The sequence below is a fragment of the Thalassobius vesicularis genome (assembly GCF_004799325.1).
Classification (GTDB): Bacteria; Pseudomonadota; Alphaproteobacteria; order Rhodobacterales; family Rhodobacteraceae; genus Thalassobius; species Thalassobius vesicularis.
Genome location: NZ_SSMD01000045.1, coordinates 1 through 331, shown reverse-complemented (window position 1 = coordinate 331; position 331 = coordinate 1). Strand labels below are relative to the sequence as shown.

The 331-nt window shown below is 55.9% G+C and carries 1 protein-coding gene; it reads right to left on the bottom strand.

The genetic code is table 11. From position 1 onward, the window contains the following. Positions 1 to 331, bottom strand: a 331-nt coding sequence (locus E7681_RS18710; RefSeq protein WP_211089844.1) for a TetR/AcrR family transcriptional regulator, incomplete at both ends; no start/stop codon positions are given.

Sequence of the window (331 nt, the reverse complement as noted above, 5' to 3'; positions counted from 1 at the left end):
TTTTCTACCTGCAATTCGCGGGAGAACAAGATTGAAGGCAAGGCCGGCGTGTGGGCAATGGCTGATAGCTGTGCTTCGATCAAAGCCTTCAATCGATCATTCGGCCCGGTAGCCAAGGTTTCTGCTGTAGTCCAGGCTGCCTTCAGCTGTTCCGCGATATCCTCGGCCACTGCCAGCCAGAGTTCGTTTTTTGTCGGGAAGTGTCGAAAGATCGCGGGCTGGCTGAGGCCAATGGCGCGAGCGACATCTGTTGTACTTAACCGATCAGGGCCAATCTCATCGGCCAATCGCAACACCGCAGCCACGATCTGCGTCTTTCGCTCTTCTGCGC